Source organism: Kitasatospora cineracea, from assembly GCF_003751605.1.
GTDB classification, from domain to species: Bacteria; Actinomycetota; Actinomycetes; order Streptomycetales; family Streptomycetaceae; genus Kitasatospora; species Kitasatospora cineracea.
In genome coordinates, this window is sequence record NZ_RJVJ01000002.1 from 512,518 (window position 1) to 530,183 (window position 17,666).

General features: G+C 75.6%; 15 protein-coding genes. 7 read left to right on the forward strand and 8 right to left on the reverse strand.

From position 1 onward, the window contains the following. Positions 1-17: 17 nt before the first annotated feature. Both EDD39_RS28785 and EDD39_RS28790 read left to right on the forward strand, forming a co-directional pair. Complete coding sequence (locus EDD39_RS28785; protein WP_123561672.1) at positions 18-1,838, forward strand: AMP-dependent synthetase/ligase; 1,821 nt, start codon at positions 18-20, stop codon at positions 1,836-1,838. A 150-nt stretch (positions 1,839-1,988) separates the two neighbouring features. After that, complete coding sequence (locus tag EDD39_RS28790) at positions 1,989-3,104, forward strand: polysaccharide deacetylase family protein (RefSeq protein WP_123561674.1); 1,116 nt, start codon at positions 1,989-1,991, stop codon at positions 3,102-3,104. A 101-nt stretch (positions 3,105-3,205) separates the two neighbouring features. Here the strand turns inward: EDD39_RS28790 and EDD39_RS28795 are convergent, their stop codons facing one another. Beyond that, complete coding sequence (locus tag EDD39_RS28795) at positions 3,206-4,003, reverse strand: SGNH/GDSL hydrolase family protein (protein ID WP_030462675.1); 798 nt, start codon at positions 4,001-4,003, stop codon at positions 3,206-3,208. 258 nt (positions 4,004-4,261) lie between these two features. Then, positions 4,262-4,855 carry a hypothetical protein gene (locus tag EDD39_RS28800; protein WP_198545062.1) on the reverse strand — a complete coding sequence of 198 codons (594 nt, stop codon included), beginning with the start codon at positions 4,853-4,855 and terminating at the stop codon, positions 4,262-4,264. Between the two features lie 196 nt (positions 4,856-5,051). On the opposite strand from EDD39_RS28800, the gene EDD39_RS28805 reads away from it, so the two are divergent. After that, positions 5,052-6,224 carry an exonuclease SbcCD subunit D gene (locus EDD39_RS28805; protein WP_123561677.1) on the forward strand — a complete coding sequence of 391 codons (1,173 nt, stop codon included), beginning with the start codon at positions 5,052-5,054 and terminating at the stop codon, positions 6,222-6,224. Positions 6,225-6,258: 34 nt separating this feature from the next. Next, complete coding sequence (locus tag EDD39_RS28810; RefSeq protein WP_123561678.1) at positions 6,259-9,288, forward strand: AAA family ATPase; 3,030 nt, start codon at positions 6,259-6,261, stop codon at positions 9,286-9,288. Positions 9,289-9,301: 13 nt separating this feature from the next. Here the strand turns inward: EDD39_RS28810 and EDD39_RS28815 are convergent, their stop codons facing one another. From EDD39_RS28815 to EDD39_RS28840, 6 genes are all read right to left on the reverse strand, one after another. Then, positions 9,302-9,733: a hypothetical protein gene (locus tag EDD39_RS28815; protein WP_123561680.1), complete on the reverse strand. Its 432-nt coding sequence runs from the start codon at positions 9,731-9,733 to the stop codon at positions 9,302-9,304. A gap of 13 nt (positions 9,734-9,746) precedes the next feature. Next, a complete protein-coding gene (locus EDD39_RS28820) occupies positions 9,747-10,568 on the reverse strand; it encodes an alpha/beta fold hydrolase (RefSeq protein WP_123561682.1) in 822 nt (273 codons plus the stop codon). Between the two features lie 3 nt (positions 10,569-10,571). After that, positions 10,572-10,829: a hypothetical protein gene (locus EDD39_RS28825; RefSeq protein WP_148089552.1), complete on the reverse strand. Its 258-nt coding sequence runs from the start codon at positions 10,827-10,829 to the stop codon at positions 10,572-10,574. Between the two features lie 79 nt (positions 10,830-10,908). After that, positions 10,909-11,331 (reverse strand): secondary thiamine-phosphate synthase enzyme YjbQ, encoded by a 423-nt coding sequence (locus EDD39_RS28830; protein ID WP_030462680.1) that lies wholly within the window; start codon positions 11,329-11,331, stop codon positions 10,909-10,911. A gap of 286 nt (positions 11,332-11,617) precedes the next feature. Beyond that, positions 11,618-11,893, reverse strand: a complete 276-nt coding sequence (locus EDD39_RS28835; protein WP_030462681.1) for a hypothetical protein — start codon at positions 11,891-11,893, stop codon at positions 11,618-11,620. 327 nt (positions 11,894-12,220) lie between these two features. Then, entirely contained in the window at positions 12,221-13,123 is a 903-nt protein-coding gene (locus EDD39_RS28840) for a hypothetical protein (RefSeq protein ID WP_123561686.1), read from the reverse strand. A gap of 629 nt (positions 13,124-13,752) precedes the next feature. On the opposite strand from EDD39_RS28840, the gene EDD39_RS28845 reads away from it, so the two are divergent. The 3 genes from EDD39_RS28845 (at position 13,753) to EDD39_RS28855 (ending at position 17,626) form a co-directional block, all read left to right on the forward strand. Further along, positions 13,753-15,933, forward strand: coding sequence for a bifunctional glycosyltransferase/CDP-glycerol:glycerophosphate glycerophosphotransferase (locus tag EDD39_RS28845; RefSeq protein WP_208765678.1), 2,181 nt, complete (start codon positions 13,753-13,755; stop codon positions 15,931-15,933). 237 nt (positions 15,934-16,170) lie between these two features. Further along, positions 16,171-16,842 (forward strand): lysophospholipid acyltransferase family protein, encoded by a 672-nt coding sequence (locus tag EDD39_RS28850; protein WP_030462684.1) that lies wholly within the window; start codon positions 16,171-16,173, stop codon positions 16,840-16,842. Positions 16,843-16,963: 121 nt separating this feature from the next. Then, positions 16,964-17,626, forward strand: a complete 663-nt coding sequence (locus EDD39_RS28855; protein WP_123561688.1) for an NADPH-dependent F420 reductase — start codon at positions 16,964-16,966, stop codon at positions 17,624-17,626. The last annotated feature ends 40 nt before the right edge of the window (positions 17,627-17,666 follow it).

A 17,666-nucleotide genomic window follows, 5' to 3' on the forward strand; every position in this document is an offset into this window, starting at 1 on the left:
CGGGATCGGGGGGTACCGTGCGAGAGTTCAGCAGCCCCGCGGCGGGCGGCGCGCCGACCGGCGGCCTGGCCGACTCGGTGTTCGACCGGGCGGAGCGGGAGCCGGGGCTGGTGCTGATGTCCCGGCTGGTGGACGGCGTCTGGGAGCCGGTGACGGCGGCCCGGTTCCGCGACGAGGTGCTGGCGCTGGCCCGGGGCCTGCTGACCCGCGGGGTGCGCTACGGCGACCGGGTCGCGGTGATGTCGGCGACCCGCTGGGAGTGGACGCTGTTCGACTACGCGCTCTGGTCGGTCGGGGCGATCCCGGTGCCGGTGTACCCGACGGCCGCGCCGGACCAGGTGCGCTGGATCCTGGCGGAGACCTCGGCGGTGGCCTGCGTGGTGGAGGACGAGGACCAGGCGATGACGGTCGGCGCGGTGTGCGACGCGCTGCCGGAGCTGACCGGCATCTGGCAGCTGGACCGCGGCTGCGTGGCGCAGTTGGCGGCGGACGGCGCGGGCGTGCCGGACGCGCTGGTGCACCGTCAGCGGCTGGGGGTGTCGCCGGACTCGCTGGCCAGCGTCATCTACACCTCGGGCACCACCGGCCGCCCCAAGGGCTGCCTGCTGACGCACGGCAACTTCGCGTCGGTGGCGGACGCCGTGCTGGCGGGCTGGGACGAGGTGATCCGGGACACCGGGGGCGAGCAGCCGGCCACCCTGCTGTTCCTGCCGCTGGCGCACGTGTTCGGGCGGCTGACCCAGGTGGCGGCGGTGCGCGGCGGGATCCGGATCGGCCACCACGCGAAGCTGGCCTCGGAGAGCCTGCTGCCGGCGCTGGCCGCCTTCCGGCCGACCTTCCTGCACGCGGTGCCGTACATCTTCGAGAAGATCCACCGCCGGGCCCGGGAGGCCGCCGAGGCGGCCGGGCGGCTGGAGCTGTTCGAGCAGGCCGAGCGGGTGGCGGTGGAGTGGGCGGCGGCCTGGGAGCGCCGGGCGCACCGCACCGGCCCGGGCCCCTCCCCGGCGCTGCGGCTGCGGCACGCCGCGTACGAGCGGATGGTGTACCAGCGGGTGCGGGCGGTGCTGGGCGGCCGGGTGCGGGCGGTGATGACCGGCGGGTCGATGCTGGGCCGGGAGCTGGGGCTGTTCTTCGCGGGCGCGGGCATGACGGTGTACGAGGGCTACGGCCTGACCGAGTCGTCCGCGCCGGTGACCGCGAACCCGCCGCGGCGGCCGAAGTTCGGCACGGTGGGCCGTCCGCTGCCGGGGTCGACGGTGGCGATCGCCGAGGACGGCGAGGTGTGGGTGAAGGGGCCGGGCGTGTTCTCCGGGTACCTGAACCACCCGCGCTGCTCGGACGAGGCGCTGTGCCGGGGCTGGCTGGCCACCGGGGACCTGGGCGAGCTGGACGAGGACGGGTACCTGACGCTGACCGGCCGCAAGAAGGAGGTGATCGTCACCTCCAGCGGCAAGAACCTGGCGCCGGCGGTGCTGGAGGAGCGGGTGCGGGCGCACCCGCTGATCGCCCAGTGCCTGGTGGTGGGCGACAACCGGCCGTACCTGGCGGCGCTGATCACGCTGGACCCGGTGGCGCTGGCGCACTGGCTGCGGGCCCGCGGGCGGCCGCCGCTGGAGGTGCGGCAGGCGCTCACCGATCCGGAGCTGCACCAGGAGGTGCAGCGGGCGGTGGGGGCGGCGAACACCACGGTGTCGCGGGCCGAGTCGATCCGGGCGTTCCGGCTGCTGCCGCGCGAGTTCTCGCTGGAGGAGGGGCTGTTGACGCCCTCGCTGAAGATCCGCCGGACGGCGGTGGCGGAGCGCTACGCGGCGGACATCGAGGAGCTCTACGCCGGTTGACCGATCTCGGCCGCCTCTTGAGCGGTACCGCTTGACCGCCGGGATTGGTCCAGTCCATTGTGTGCACCGGCCTGGTGCGGCAGGGCCCCCACCGACCCCCGCCCCTCCGGGAGTCGATCCTCCGCCCGTCCCCCACACTGGAGTTGACCCGTGATCGGTTCCGCCCGCCGCCGTCTCGCGGCCCTCGCCGCCACCGCCGCGCTGGCCTCCCTCGCCACCGCGCCGGCCGCGCACGCGGACGCCCCGGCCCCCGCGCCGAACCTGGCCACCAACCCCGGCTTCGAGATCCCCACCCTGCCGCTGGCCGACTGGGGTTCGGTCCCCGGCTGGCACTGCGCGCCCGGCGAGGGCGCGGTCACCGCCGCCGCCCGCACCGGCGGCGCCGCGCTGGCGATCACCCCCGCCTCGGCCGACTCCACCGGCCGGTGCACCCAGACCCTCGCGGTGCGCCCGAACACCGCCTACACGTACCGCGCCTGGGTGCACGGCTCGTACGCCTTCCTGGGCGCGAGCGGCACCGGCCACGACGTGCCGCCCGCCTGGACGGCGTCCACCGGCGACGGCTGGCAGCAGCTGTCCACCTCGTTCACCACCGGAGCGGCCACCACCTCGGTGCAGCTGTACGTGCACGGCTGGTACGGGCAGGGGCCGGTGGCGGTGGACGACGTCTCGGTGACCGGCGACAGCCCGGCGCCCGCGGCGTTCGCCGCCGACGTGCCGACCACCGACAGGGTGGTCTTCCTGACCGTCGACGACGGCTGGTTCCGCACCCCGGAGGCGGCGCAGCTGATCGCCGACCGGAAGCTGCCGGTGACGGTCTTCCCGCTGCCGATGCCGGAGGGCTTCGAGCCGGACTACTTCAGCCGGGTCACCGCCGCCCCCGGCTCGGCGATCGAGGACCACAGCGTCTCGCACCGGGACCTGACCACCCTGTCGCCGGCCGAGCAGCAGGCCGAGATCTGCGACGCCCGGGACGCGGTCACCGCGCACTACGGCACCGTCCCGACCGTCTTCCGGCCGCCGTACTTCGCCGTGGACGCCGACGTCCTGCAGGCGGCCGCGAACTGCGGCATGACGCACGTGCTGACCGCGAGCGCCGACTTCACCTCGGGCGCCTCGACCATCGCCCACCCCGGCGGGCTGCAGCCCGGCGATGTGATCATCATGCACTTCACCGATACCCTGGCCGACGACCTGCGGCGCGCGCTGGACGCCGCCGAGCAGGCCGGCCTGCGGCCCGCGGCGCTCACCGACCACCTGCGCTGAGCCCGGGGGGACACAGACGCCGGTGGCCGGGCTCCTCGCACGAGCCCGGCCACCGGTCGTTCGTCCCCCACGGACGTCTTGCGGGCGCTACCCCCGGCAGGTCACGCCGCGGCGCTGAACGACGGCAGGTAGCCGCTCGCCTGGCCGCTCGCGTTCGGGTGGTAGCTGTCGCTGATCGGCAGCGTGGTGCTGTTCAGCCACTGGGTCGAGGAGCCGCAGATCTCGTGGCCCGCGAAGACCGTCCGGACGTCCTTGAAGGTGAACCCGGCGTTCGCCGCCTGCTTGGCGATGACCGTGTCCAGGGTGTCCGCCGCGCTGTTGATCGCGGTCCGCTTGGTGTCCGAGATCCCGAAGATGCAGCTGCCGGGCACCTGGTAGAGGTGCGGGTAGCCCAGCACCACGACCTTCGCGTTCGGCGCCTTCGACTTGATCTGCCCGTAGAGGTTGGAGAGCTTGCCCGGCAGGGTGGTGGTGGCGTAGCTCTTGGCGGTGTCCACCGCGCTCAGGCAGGAGCTCTCGCTGTTGAGCACGCAGGTCTGCATCGTCGAGGCGAAGCCCGCGTCGTTGCCGCCGATGGTGATCGACACCAGCGTGGTCGAGGTGTTCAGCACGCCCAGCTGGTTGGCGATCACGTCGCCCGTGGTCGCGCCGGAACAGGCCACGAACGAGAACGAGGTGGGGGCGTGCGCGGCGTTCCACAGGTACGGGTACGCCTTGGTGCTGCGGCTGCAGCTGCCGCTCTCGCTGGTGTAGCTGCCGGAGCCGACACCGGCCGAGTAGGAGTCACCGAGTGCGGCGTAGCGCACCCCGGCGGCGTTCGCCTGGGTGGCGGCGGCGAGGGTGGTGATGGACAGGGCCGCCGCGGTGAGGGCGACGGATACGACACGGACGCGAGACATCTGATCCTCCATGAGTGACGCAGGCCACACATTGGATACCAGCCAGTAGCCTCGGGGGGAAGCGGTCATGCCAAAGAAATTGACGAACACTCATCGAACAGCTCCCGAACGGGTGCTACGCGCGCAGACCCATCCCTGACCTGGGCTGCAGAAATAACCCGGACGATCTGTCCGGTCACCGGAACCGGTCCGCGCCCGCCGCGAGCCCGCCCCGGCCCGACGCGAGCCCGTCGCCGCCCCGCGCGCCCTCCGCCGCCGTCAGCGCAACCGGCAGCCCGCGGACGGCAGTTCCTCGATCGTCTCGTCCGCCCGCACCGGCGCCCCCCACCACGCGGCCGCCGCCGCCACCGCCGCCCGCGCCTGCCGCAGCCCGGGCAGCCCCCAGCCGAGCAGCTCCACCGCCAGCCCCGGCGCCACCAGCAGCCGCCGGTAGTGCCGCCCCGAGGCCGGGTCCGGCGCCGAGGGCCCCACCCCGCGCAGCGCCGCCGCCATCCGCACCCGCGCGCACTCGTGCCCGCCGTTGGCCGACCCCACCCGGTCGTACAGGTACCCGAGGTAGACCGGCCCGTCGATCACCGCCTGCGCCTCCTCCGCCGCCTCCCGGGCCAGCGCCCGCCCCGGGTCCCCCGCGTCCTCCGGCTCCAGCGAGCCGCCCGGCAGGCTGACGATCCCGTCCCGCGGGTTCACCAGCGTCAGCACCCGCCCGTCCGGCGCGAACAGCCACCCCCAGGACTGCTTCACCGGCAGCCCCGCCGGCACCGCCTCCCCCGGCCGCCACGGCCACCCCGCGTTCGGCCGCCGCCGCACCCGCCCGAGCAGTGCGGAGATCTCCGGGCTGTACTCGATGCCCATCCCACACCCTCCTCCGGCCGCCCGCGGCACCATCCGATGATCTTCCCCGAACACCCGACCGATGAACAGTCCCGACCGCCACCCGGGTCACCGCCCGCCGCCGCACGCGTCCGGAGCGCTGTCCGCCACCTGTGATACTCGTACCGGAGCACCGGCGAGACGAGGGGTGGCGGGACATGCTGCGGGGAGCGTCGGCGTGAGGCTGTTGCACACCTCGGACTGGCACCTGGGGCGGTCCTTCCACCGGGAGAACCTGCACGCGGCGCAGCGGGTCTTCCTCGACCACCTGGTGGCCACCGCGGCCGCCGAGCAGGTGGACGCGGTGCTGGTCGCGGGGGACGTCTACGACCGGGCGCTGCCCGGGCTGGAGGCGGTCGCGCTGTTCGACGAGGTGCTGTGGCGGCTGGCCGAACTGGGCGTGCCCACCGTCTTCGTCTCCGGCAACCACGACTCGGCCCGCCGCCTCGGCACGGCCTCCCGGCTGATCGACCGGGCCGGCATCCACCTGCGCACCGACCCGGACGCGCTGGCCGACCCGGTCCTGCTCGCCGACGCGCACGGGCCGGTCGCGGTGTACGGGCTGCCCTACCTGGAACCGGCCCTGGTGCGCGAACGGCTCGGGGTCGAGCGGGGCGGCCACGAGCAGGTGCTGGCCGCCGCGATGGACCGCGTCCGCGCCGACCTGGCCGGCCGCCCCGCCGGCACCCGCGCGGTGGTGCTCGCGCACGCCTTCGTCACCGGCGGCGCGGCCAGCGACAGCGAGCGGGACATCGCGGTCGGCGGCGTGCAGTCGGTGCCCGCCGAGGTGTTCGACGGCGTGCACTACGCGGCCCTCGGCCACCTGCACGGCTGCCAGACGCTGGCCCCGCACCTGCGCTACTCGGGCTCCCCGCTGGCGTACTCGTTCTCCGAGGCCCACCACGAGAAGTCGATGTGGCTGGTCGACCTGGACGCGGCGGGCGCCGTCGAGGCCCGCCGGATCCTCTGCCCGGTGCCGCGCCGGCTGGCCCGACTGGAGGGGCGGCTGGACGACCTGCTGACCGACGAGCGGCACGAGTACGCCGTCGACCGCTGGGTGCAGGCCACCCTGACCGACCCGGTCCGCCCGGCCGACGCGATGGAGCGGCTGCGGGCCCGCTTCCCGCACACCCTGAACCTGCTGTTCGAACCGGAGGGCGGCGAGCGGGCCGCCGAGGCGTCCTACGCCCGGCGGGTGCGCGGACGCACCGACCAGGAGGTGGTGGAGGGCTTCGTCGCCCACGTCCGCCCCGGCCGGGAACTGGACGGCGACGAGCAGTCCTGGCTGCTGGAGGGCCTGGAGTCGGTGCGCCGCGCCGCGGCCGGCCGGGCCGAGGAGAACGCCCGATGACACCCCCTCACCCCGCCACCCGGGAGCGCACCCGATGAGGCTGCACCGGCTCACCGTCACCGCCTTCGGCCCGTTCGCGGGCACCGAGCGGATCGACTTCGACCTGCTCTCCGCCGCCGGCCTGTTCCTGCTGCGCGGGGCCACCGGCGCGGGCAAGAGCAGCGTGCTCGACGCGGTCTGCTACGCGCTGTACGGCGAACTCCCCGGCACCCGCCGCAGCAACGGGGTGCGCAGCGACCACGCCGCGCCCGGCGTGCGCACCGAGGTGGTCCTGGAGGCCACCCTCGGCGGGCGGCGGCTCGAGGTCACCCGCAGCCCCGAGCAGTGGCGGCCGAAGAAGCGCGGCACCGGCCTGACCGCCGACAAGGCGCAGACCCTGCTGCGCGAGTGGGCCGCCGACACCGGGCAGGGCGAACCCGGCTGGGTCGCGGTCAGCAAGTCCCACCAGGAGGCCAGCGAGGAGCTCACCCGGCTGCTCGGCATGAGCCGGGACCAGTTCTGCCAGGTCGTGCTGCTCCCCCAGGGCGACTTCGCCCGCTTCCTGCGGTCCGACTCCAAGCAGCGCGCCGACCTGCTCGGCCGGCTCTTCGACACCGGCCGGTTCGAACAACTGGAGCGCTGGACCGCCGAGTTGCGGCTCCGGCACGAACGCGACGTGCACGGCGGCCGGCAGCGGATGCACGCCCTGGCGGCCCGCGCCGAGGAGGCCGCCGGCCCGCCGGCCGCCGACGCCGCCGACCACCGCCCCGGCGAGGACACCCCCGTCGCCGACGTGCTCGCCTGGGCCGCGATGCTGCGGGGCACCGCCGCCGAACGCGCCGAGGCCGCCGCCCTGCGGCTGGCCGCCGCCGAGACCGCCCGGACCGCCGCCCGCACCCGGCTCGAAGCCCAACACGCCCTGGCCGAACGGCAGTCCCGCTACCACCGGGCCCGGCAGGAACTGCTGCGCCTCACCGACCGGTCCGCCCGGTCGGCCCCGGCCCGGGCCCGGCTGACCTCCGCCCTCGCCGCCGAGGCCCCCGCCCTGCTGCGCGCCCCGCACCAGCAGGCCCGGGCCGCGCACGCCGCCGCCACCGACGCCGAGGGCGCCCGCCGAGCCGACCTCGCCGCCCGCGCGGCCGCCGCCGGCTGGACCGGCCCGCTCGACACCGCCGACGACCTGCTCGCCGTCGAGGACGCGGCCCGCGCCGAGGCCGCCCGGCTGGAGGCCGCCCGCGCCGACGAGGCCCGGCACGGCGCCCTGCTCGCCGAACGGGCCCGGCTGGAGCGCCGCCGCGCCGACGCGGAGGACCTCGCCGACGAGGCCCGGCGCTGGCTGGACGCCTACGAGGACCGGCTCGCCCGGCTCCAGGAGGAACGCGACGCCGCCCGCGAGGCCCGCACCGAACTCGACCGGATCGACACCCGGCACGCCGAACTCTCCCGCCGCCGGGACGCCGCCGCCCGCCACCTGCGGCTGCTCGGCGAGCACACCGCCGCCCAGGACCTGGCCCGCACCCTGACCGGCGCCGCCCAGGACGCCCGGCAGCGCGCCCTCGACCTCCAGGAACGCCGACTCGCCGGCATGGCCGCCGAGTTGGCCGCCGCCCTGGCCCCCGGCGCCCCCTGCCGGGTCTGCGGCTCACCCGAGCACCCGGCCCCCGCCGAGCCCTCGGCCGACCAGGTCACCGCCGAGGACGAACGCCGCGCCCGCGCCGCCCAGCACACCGCCGAGGCCGAACTCGCCGCCGCCACCGAACGGGCGGGCGCCCTCGCCGCGCAGGCCGCCGCCGCCGAAGCCGCCGCCGACGGCCGCACCCCCGACGAACTCGCCGCCGAAGCCGAGGAACTGGCCCACCGGCGGCGCACGGTGCTGCACACCGCGGAACGCTGGCTGCCCCTCGGCCAACAGCTCGACCAGCTCGAACACGACGGCGCCACCCGCCGCGAACAGCGCCGCCAGGCCGGCGAGCTGACCGCCCAGCTGACCGGCCAACTGACCGCCCTGACCACCGAACTCGCCACCCTGGAGGGCCGGATCGCCGCCGCCCGCGGCGACGCCCCCAGCGTCGCCGCCCGCGCCGCCGCCGTCACCGCGCTGGCCGGCGCCGCCACCGCCGCCCTGAACGCCGCCCGGGCCACCGCGCACGCCGCCGACCGCCGCACCGAGACCGCCGACGCACTGCGCCGCGCCGCCCTCGCCGCCGGCTTCGCCGGCCTGCCCGAACTCGACGCGGCCGTCCTGCCCCCCCACGAACTCGACGCCCTGAAACGACAGTTCAAGCAGCTCGACGCCGACCTCGAACTCGCCGCCGCCCAACTCGCCGACCCCGCCCTGCGGGCCGCCGCCGAACTCCCGCCCGCCGCCGCCGAATCCGCCCGCACGGCCGCCGCCCGCGCCGACGAACACCTCGCCCGCGCCCGCTCCGCCCACGACCAGGCCCGCCACCGGGTCGCCGACCTGGCCCGGATCGGCACCGCCCTGACCGCCCTGGCCACCGAACTCGCCCCAGTCCTGGACGCCCACGCCCGGATCAGCCGCCTCTCCGCCCTGCTCGCCGGCGCCCCCGCCGAGAACGCCCTGCGGATGCGCCTGGAGTCCTACGTGCTGGCCGCCCGCCTCGAACAGGTCGCCGCCGCCGCCAGCCGCCGCCTGCTCAAGATGTCCGGCGGCCGCTACACCCTGGTCCACAGCGACGGCCTGGTCTCCGGCAACCGCCGCTCCGGCCTCTCCCTCCACGTCGTCGACGCCTGGACCGGCCGCGAACGCGACACCGCCACCCTCTCCGGCGGCGAGTCCTTCTTCGCCTCCCTCGCCCTCGCCCTCGGCCTCGCCGACGTCGTCACCGACGAGGCCGGCGGCATGCCCCTGGACACCCTCTTCATCGACGAGGGCTTCGGCACCCTCGACGAGAACGCCCTCGAAGAGGTCATGGACGTCCTCGACTCCCTCCGCGAACGCGACCGCGCCGTCGGCATCGTCAGCCACGTCCCCGACCTCCGCACCCGCATCCCCGCCCAACTCCTGGTCCGCAAACACCGCACCGGCTCCACCACCCACCACACCACCCGCGAAGACACCTGACCGGCTCGCGGGTTCAGGCGGTCCAGCCGTTGCAGGGCTCGAAGCCGGTCTCCACGGTGCCGCGGAAGGCGAGTGCCCCGGAGCCGAGGCCGAGCGCGGCGAGCAGGACGGCGAGGGCCGCGTCGTGGTCGGTGACGGCGCGGTCGACGTGGACGGAGGTGTGGTCGCAGCCGTCGTCCTGGCTCAGGCCGAAGGTGGTGCGCTCGATGCGGAACATCGCAGCGCTGACCTGCCCCAGGCCGCCCCAGCCCCGCTCCACGGTCAGGCGCAGCCGGGCAGCCAGCGGTGCGAGCGGTGTCCGCAGACCGCCGATCACCCGGCAGGTGCCCAACGCGTGGGCCAGCAGGCTCTCCTGGAAGGCCGGGTTGCTGTGGGGACCCCGGAGCAGGGGGACCGCCGCATCCGCCCACTCCGGCTCGGGGCCCGGCACTTCGATCGTTCCCATCGCGCTACTCCCCCTACGCCAGGAAGTCCGCCGCCAGGCGGTCCCAGGTGCGGACATCGGCGAGGGTGCGGGAGATGTGCAGGTGGGCGTCGGGGAGGTGGGTGGCGAGGGTGTGGGCGGTGGGGAGGGGGTGGAGGGGGTCGGTGTCCCAGGCCAGGAGGAGGGTGGGGTGGGGGAGGTGGCGGAGGGTTTCGGGGGCGGGGAGGTCGGATTCGGCGGCGGCCCGGAGGGCGGCCGGCAGGAGCGGGTCCGCGAGGTCGAACTCGGTGGTGTACTGCGGGACTTCGGCGAGGACGGCGGGCGGGCCGGAGATCCTGGCGGCGGCGTCCAGCGCGCCCCGCCCGCGCCGTTCGACCAGGGTCGCGGCGGCCCGCAGCCCGTTGCGGCGGGGTTCCCGGGCGGTCCAGGCGACGGCGGGGATGGCGAGGACGAGGCGGTCGAAGCGTTCGGGGCGGGCGAGGGCGGCCCACAGCACGGTGGCGGTGCCCATCGACGCGCCGAAGGCGGTGACGGGTGCGTCCGGCGAGAGGTGGTCGCAGAGGGCGAGCAGGTCGTCCGCGAGCGAGGCGTAGCGGTAGTCGGCGGGCACGGCCCGTCCGGTCGACTCCCCGTGGCCGCGCGCGTCGTAGCGGGCCATCCGGTGCGTCGCGCCGACGGCGGCCCAGTCGAACAGTCCGGCCCGCCGCTCGTGGGCCCGGCTGGACAGTGCGCCGTGGGCGTGCACGGCGAGCGGGGCGCCGTGGTGGCCGGTGACGGAGTACGCGAGGGTGGCGTGCGGCCGCTCCAACGTCCCTGCGGCGGCGGCCCGTTCGGCGGGCGGGAGGGCGGAGGTCACGGTTCAGCCGGAGCAGGCGGCGCGCTGGGCCTGCTGCCAGGTGCAGACGGGGCAGAGCGGGCTGCCGGGCGCGTCGGCCGGGTACTCGGTGGGTTCGCCGCACAGGACGCACGCGGCGCGCTCCCCGGGGCCGCCGGGCCGCAGTCCGCGCAGGGACCGTTCGGGATCGGCGGACACCTCGCAGACCGGCACGTCCACCGGGGAGGAGGACGAGGGCGAGGAAGGGGACGGGGGCTGCTGGTCCGCTGCGGGTTCTCCCATGGGTCCCAAGGGTACGGCCCCGCCCGGCCGGGCCCCCGCCCCACCCGGCGGGCCCGGCTGTCCGGGGTGCGGGTGGGGGTCAGCCGAGGAAGGAGAGGCGGAGCTTGCGCTGCGGGTTGTCGCCGTTGGTGTCGATCAGGACGACGGACTGCCAGGTGCCGAGGGCGATCCGGCCGTTGATCACGGGCAGGGTGGCGTGCGGGGCGACCAGGCCCGGCAGGACGTGGTCGCGGCCGTGGCCGCGGCTGCCGTGCCGGTGGTGCCAGCGGTCGTCGGGGGGCAGCAGGGCGCGCAGGGTGGCGAGCAGGTCCTCGTCGCTGCCGGAGCCGGTCTCGATGACGGCGATGCCGGCGGTGGCGTGCGGGACGAAGACGTTGAGCAGTCCGTCGCGGCCGTCCGCGACTTCTCTGAGGAAGGTGTGGCACCGGTCGGTGACGTCGAGGGCGACCTCGTCCCGGCCGGTGGCGATGTCGAGGGTCTGGGTGTGGAAGGTGTCGGACATGGGGCCATCCTGGCCGATCTTGGTGCGCGCCCCGTAGGGGCACCGGCCGATCGCCACCCGACCGCCAGGGTGCTCGCCAGGGCGCGCCAGCACACCGCCACGGCGCGCCAGCCCGGCCCCGGGGAGCGTTCCGACCTGCCTCCGGGACAGCGTGCCGGCCCGCCTCCGGGAAGCGCGGACCGGCCCCGGGGACGCCGAAGGCCCGACGGACTGCCGGTCCGTCGGGTCGTGGCAGCGGTCGGTGGTCCGGCGCTCCCGGGCGCTCGCGCGCCCGGTGGGCGCCGGGTCAGCGGCGGTTGCCGAACAGGCTCCGCTTGAGGCGGCGCAGCGGGGCCATCAGGGAGACCCGGGCGCTGCGGCGCGGCGAGGCGGCCGCGGCGGGGGCGCTGGGCCCGCGCGGGGTCAGTTCCCTTATCAGGCCGAGCGCCTCCGCGGTGTCCACCGCGGAGAGCGCGGGCGCGCCGAGGACGGCCAGGTGCCGGTCGATCCGGCGGCCGGTCGTGCCGACGCCGCACTGGATCGCGGGCACCCGGGGCCGCGGCCGCACTTGCATCTGTTCCATCTGTTTCCCACCCCTACGAGGCGCCAGGGCCGTGAGGCGAAGACTATCCGGCTATGACGGCCTTCACACAACCGTCCTGGTGTTCTGCCACCGTATCGTGCGAACGCAACTGACGCTTCACCAGGGCCCGGTGGTCTCGGTCACGACTGAGCATCGGTTGATGGTGCACCATCCAAGCGCTGAAGGGGCGTCAGGCGCTGCGGCGGTCCGGGGCGTTGCCGGGGCGTGCCGGCGCCCGCGGGTGCGCCGGGCGCGCGAACGGCCGCCGGGCCCGCACCAGTTCGACCGTTTCGACCGTTTCGACCGCGGTCCGGGCGCCCGGGGCGGTCAGCGCAGTTCGACCTCCTCGACCCCCTCGACCTGGCCGGCCGCCCGCCGGGGCGCGGCGCCGGGCGGCGGGTCGAGCAGCGCGGAGAGGCCGAAGCCGCACAGGCCGAGGCCGAGCAGGGCGGTGAGCACCAGGACGGTGAGCCAGGCGCCGGGCCGGTGCCAGGCGACCAGTGCGCCGTAGCGGACCAGGCCGGTCAGGCCGAGCAGTCCGGTGAGCACCATGGCGGCCATCCCGCCGCGGACCCGGCGCAGTTCGGACTCGCGGGCGGCCGGCAGCAGGGCGGCCCCGAAGGTGAGGGTCCAGGCGCCGAGGGCGCGGACGTCGAGCGGGCGGGCGGTCCAGGGCCAGTGCGCGGCGAACGGGCCGGGGCGGACGGCGAGGGCGAGGCCGAGCAGGGCGAGCAGGGTGCCGCCGCAGGCCATCGGGGCGGCGACCCACCAGGGCAGCCGGGGGGTGCGGGCGGGGGCGGGGCCGCGGGTGCGGAGCTGGGCGGCGAGGGCGGCCAGGCCGATCGGCGGGGCGGCGAGGTGGGCGGCGAGCCAGCCCCAGGCGGCGAGGAAGCCGAGCAGCGGGCCGCCGTCGAGGTGCAGGTCGCGGCGGCCGGCCAGGGTGGTGGCGAGCATCAGCGGCACCAGCAGGCAGGTGGCGGCGGTGGTCACCCGGACCTCGGCCCAGCCGCGGGCGCGGGCGGCGAGGGCCAGCATGGCGGCGGCGCCGCCGTAGCCGGAGCCGAGCAGGGCGGCGGTGACGGGGGACATCGCCCAGGCGAACAGTTCGTCGGTGGCGCCGGCGGCGGGCCACAGGACCAGGAAGGCCCAGCCGGCGGCGAGGGCGAGCGGGGCGAGCAGGAGGGCGCGCAGGAGCGGGCTGACCGGGCGTACGGGCGCTGTGGCGGCCATCCTCGACCCACCCCCACTTGTGAGACGTGGCGTCAATATAGGAGCGGCTCGCGGGCCGGGCAATGCCCCGCACACGCCACCCCCGCAGCCAGGACATCCCGAGTTCAGAAATTGAACACAGACGAGGGATTGACGTGGCTGAAACCTCCAAGCAATATCTGTACCGACACGGGATAGCGGGGAACACCCACCCATCCCCGGTCGGGTGATTTCGAGTATGAACGAATCACCCGACCATCCCGTTACACTTCCGACACCACGGTGAGTCACTTTCCGGCCGTCTCGACGCTGCGGCGGCCCGACTCCGACGTGGTGGACGGACCGGCGGTCGATCGTTGAGGGTCGGTCGGACCGCCAACCGGGCTGCCGGTGCCGCCGCTGGTACGGCGCGGCACCGGCGGTCGCGTTTCTGCCGCCCGCGACACCCCGGTCCACCCCGACCACCTGCGCCCGGGGTGCCGCGGCCCGGCCCCTCCCCGGCTCCCCCGCCGTTCCCCGCGCCTCCGCCCGTTCCCCCGCGCCTTCCCGCGTTCCCGACCGCTCCCGGGGAGTGCCCCGCCCCGCTCGGTAGAGTGTCCGTACCGGGCGACCAGCCGGCAGCCACCCCATCCTTCGCGGAGTGAACGCACGTGCCACCCCTGCTCAGCATCGTCCTGCCCGTTCACGGCGTGGAGCGCTTCCTGCCGCAGTGCCTGGACTCGCTCCGGGCCGACGGCGCCGCCCCCGGCGAGGTCGAACTGATCGCGGTGGACGACCGCTCCCCCGACAACTGCGGCGCCCTGCTGGACGCGCACGCCGCCGCCGACCCGCGGATGCGGGTGCTGCACCTGGCCGAGAACCGGGGCCTCGGCGGCGCCCGCGCGGCCGGGCTGGCCGAGGCCGCCGGCACCTACGTCTGGTTCGTCGACAGCGACGACTGGCTGCCCGAGGGCAGCATCGACGCGGTGCTCGGCGAACTGCGCGCCGAGACGGCCCGCGAGGTGCCCGCCGACGTGCTGCTCACCGACTTCACCCACGTCTACCCCGACGGCGGCCGGGAGCCGAACCCCTGGCGCCGGGTGCTGGCCGGCTCCCCGCTGGTGTCCGGCTGCACCGCCGCCGAGCACCCCGCGCTGTTCAACGCGGTGCTCGCGGTGTGGAACAAGGTGATGCGCCGCCAGTACCTGCTCGGCCTGGACGTGGAGTTCGGCCGCGGCTACTACGAGGACATCTCGGTCACCTACCCGCTGCTGCTCGCCGCCGACCGGCTGCTCTACCTCGACCGCCCCTGCTACAACTACCGGCGCGGGCGCCCCGGCGCGATCACCGCCACCTCCTCCGCCAAGCACGCCGACGCCTTCGCCCAGTACGACGCGATCTTCGCCTTCCTGGACCGCGACGACCGGGCCGACGCCCTGCGCACCCTGGTCTTCGACCGCACCGTCAAGCAGGCCCTGACCGTCTACGACACCCCCGGCCTGGTCCCGGCCGGGCTGCGCCCGGAGTTCTTCGCCCGGATCACCGGCCACTTCGCCAAGCACCGCCCGGCCGGCTACCGCTACCCGCCCGGCGTGCGCGGCGTCCAGTACCGGCTGGCCGCCCGCGGCTCCCGGCGGGCCTACGCCGAGCTGCGCCGCGGCGGCCGGCTGCCGGGCGCGGTCAAGCGCGGGACGAGGGCGGTGGCGCCCGGGGTGAAGAAGGTGGTCCGCAGCGGCGCCCGGTTCACCGCGTACAACGCCTTCAAGCGGCTGCCGGTCGACGAGAACCTGGCCGTGTACGCGGCGTACTGGCACCGCGGGTACGCCTGCAACCCGGCGGCGATCTACGCCAAGGCCCGGGAGCTGGCCCCGCAGGTGCACGGCGTGTGGGTGGTGGAGAACGCCGAGCGGGCCGCCACGCTGCCCGCCGGGGTGCCGTACGTGATCGTCAACACGCCCGCGTACCTGAAGGCGATGGCCACCGCCAAGTACTTCGTCAACAACGTCAACTTCCCGCACACCATGACCAAGCGGACCGGCACCGTGCACGTGCAGACCCAGCACGGCACCCCGCTGAAGGCGATGGGCATGGACCTGGTGGACCGGCCGCTGGCCGCGGACGGGATGGACTTCGAGCGGCTGCGCGAGGTGGTCGGGCGCTGGGACTACCTGGTCTCGCCGAACCCGCACACCAGCAAGCACTTCGCCCGGGCCTTCCCCGGCACCTACCAGATCCTCGACACCGGCTACCCGCGCAACGACCGGCTGGCGCTGGCCACCCCCGAGCAGTGCGTCGACGCCCGCCGCGCGGTGGGCGTCGCCGACGGGCAGCGCACCGTGCTGTACGCGCCGACCCACCGCGAGTCCCGCGGCGGCTACCTGCCGCTGCTCGACCTGCCCGCGCTGGCCGAACGGCTCGGCCCCGGCTGGACGGTACTGGTGCGCACCCACTACTTCCACGAGGGCGGCGCGGGCGACCTGACCGCCGCTCCCGGCTCGGCGACCCTGCTGGACGTCTCCGACCACCCCGTCGTCGAGGACCTCTACCTGGCCGCGGACGTCCTGGTCACCGACTACTCCTCGATGATGTTCGACTACGCGGTGCTGGACCGCCCGATCGCCGTGTACGCCCCCGACTGGGAGGAGTACCAGGAGGTCCGCGGCGTGTACTTCGACCTGATGGAGGAGCCGCCCGGCGCGGTCACCACCGAGCAGGACGCGCTCACCGAGGCGCTGCTGGCCGGCGACCCGGAGCCGGAGGCCCGGCGGCGCTTCCGCGAGCGGTTCTGCCCGTGGGACGACGGCCGGGCCGCCGAGCGGGTGGTCAGCCGGATCTTCCCGGTCCGGGCCTGAGACCGACCCCCCGTCCCACTCCTTGGGACGGCGGGCGTCCACGGGCCGGGCGTGACAAGGATCGCAGCGCCGCGGCGGTCGCCGGTGTGGACGGACCGCGGGGTGCATGTCGTAGTCTGCGGTCCGTTACCCAGTGGTTTGGTTCTCGTCCGAGCCGCGTGCCTCGCCCCGCGGCGAGACCCCGGCCGGGGGCGTCCCCCGGCCTGCTCCGTTTGTCCGGCCAGGGAGGGCCACACCGTGATCGACCTCGTCACCAAGCTCGTGCTCAAGCCGCTCGCCAAGGCCCTGTACCGGCCGACGATCGAGGGCCTGGAGAACGTGCCGCGCAAGGGCGGGGTGGTCCTGGCCAGCAACCACCTGTCGTTCGTGGACAGCGTGGTGATCCCGCTGGCCGCGCCGCGCCAGGTGTTCTTCCTCGCCAAGGCCGAGTACTTCACCGGCACCGGCGTCAAGGGCGCGGTCTCCCGGTTCTTCTTCACCCACGTGATCAACGCCGTCCCGGTGGAGCGCGGCAGCGTCCGGGCCGCCACCGCCTCGCTGGACGAGGGCCTGGAGATCCTCAACTCCGGCCGGGCGTTCGGCATCTACCCGGAGGGCACCCGCTCGCTGGACGGCCGGCTGTACCGCGGCAAGACCGGCGTGGCCTGGCTGGCGCTGACCGCCGGCGTCCCGGTGGTGCCGGTGGCGCTGGAGGGCCCGCAGCACATCCTGCCGGTCGGCAAGCGGATCCCCCGGCTACGGAAGATCACCGTGAAGTTCGGCGAGCCGCTGCACTTCGACGAGCTGCACGGCCAGGCCCGCTCGGCCAAGGCCCGCCGCCAGGTCACCGACGAGGTGATGGCCGCCATCCAGGCGCTCTCCGGCCAGGAACCGGCCGAGCAGTACAACGAGTCCCCCAAGGCCGCCTGACGTCCCGTCAGGGATGTTCGCCCGCGCCGGGAACAACGGCGCGGCCGCGCCGGTTCGGCTTCCTCGTGGGCGTCCCTCCCGGCGCCCGCGACACGGACCCGACAGGCACGGAGCGCATCCCATGAAGATCGGCATCATCGGCGCGGGCAACATCGGCGGCAACCTGGCCCGGCGCCTCACCTCCCTCGGCCACCAGGTCGCGGTGGCCAACTCGCGCGGCCCCGAGACGCTGGCCGACCTGGCCGCCGAGACCGGCGCGACGCCCGTCCCGGTCGGCGAGGCCGCCGCGGGCGCGGAGCTGGTCGTGGTGACCATCCCGCTGAAGAACGTCCCCGCCCTCCCGAAGGACCTGCTCGCGGACGCGGCCGAGGGCTTCGTCCTGCTCGACACCAACAACTACTACCCGCGCGAGCGGGACGGCCGGATCGACGCCATCGAGGACGGCGGGCTGACCGAGAGCCGCTGGGTCGAGCAGCAGCTCGGCCACCCCGTGGTCAAGGCGTTCAACGGCACCTACGCCCAGGACATCCTGGACGCGCCCCGCCCGGCCGGCGACCCCGAGCGGATCGCCCTCCCGGTGGCGGGCGACGACCCGGCCGCCAAGCAGCTGGTGCGCGAGCTGATCGACGCCCTCGGCTTCGACACCGTCGACTCCGGCGGCATCGACGACTCCTGGCGCCAGCAGCCCGAGACCCCGGTCTACGGCCTGCGGGCCGGCGTCGAGGGCGTCACCGGGGCGCTCGCCGCCGCCTCCCCGGAGCGCCCGGCGAACTTCCGCGGCTGACCACCGGCCCGACCACCGGCCCGATCACCGGCCGCCGGCC